Below are 408 nucleotides of genomic sequence, written 5' to 3' on the forward strand. Positions count from 1 at the left end.
AGGAGCAACTCAAGACGCAGCCTGATGGTCAACTCTCGATGACCGATCCTGATACACGCTCCATGGCGACGAGCGGAAGAGGATCAGGCATGGTGGGCTACAACGTGCAGGTGGCAGTTGATGCCAAGCACCACCTGATCGTCGCTCACGAGGTCACAAATTCTGGCAGTGACCGGGCGCAGCTTAGTCCTATTGCGAAGGCCGCGCGCGATGCTATGGGTAGGACCAGACTCCGGGCCGTAGCTGATCGAGGCTACCACAGCGCGCCTCAGATCAAGGAATGTGCCGATGCCGGCATTGCAGTCATGTTGCCAAAACCCACGACGTCCAGCGCAAAGGCCCATGGCCGATTTGACAGGGCAGACTTCATCTACATTGCCCGAGGCGACGAATACCAATGTCCCGCAA

The 408-nt window shown here is 58.3% G+C and carries 1 protein-coding gene; it reads left to right on the plus strand.

The window, feature by feature from the left end; all coding sequences use genetic code 11:
* Window positions 1-408, plus strand: a 408-nt coding sequence (locus tag P0D89_RS54145; RefSeq protein WP_408379864.1) for a transposase, incomplete at both ends; no start/stop codon positions are given.

The organism is Paraburkholderia sp. RL18-085-BIA-A, assembly GCF_046027075.1.
In the GTDB taxonomy this organism is placed as follows: Bacteria; Pseudomonadota; Gammaproteobacteria; order Burkholderiales; family Burkholderiaceae; genus Paraburkholderia.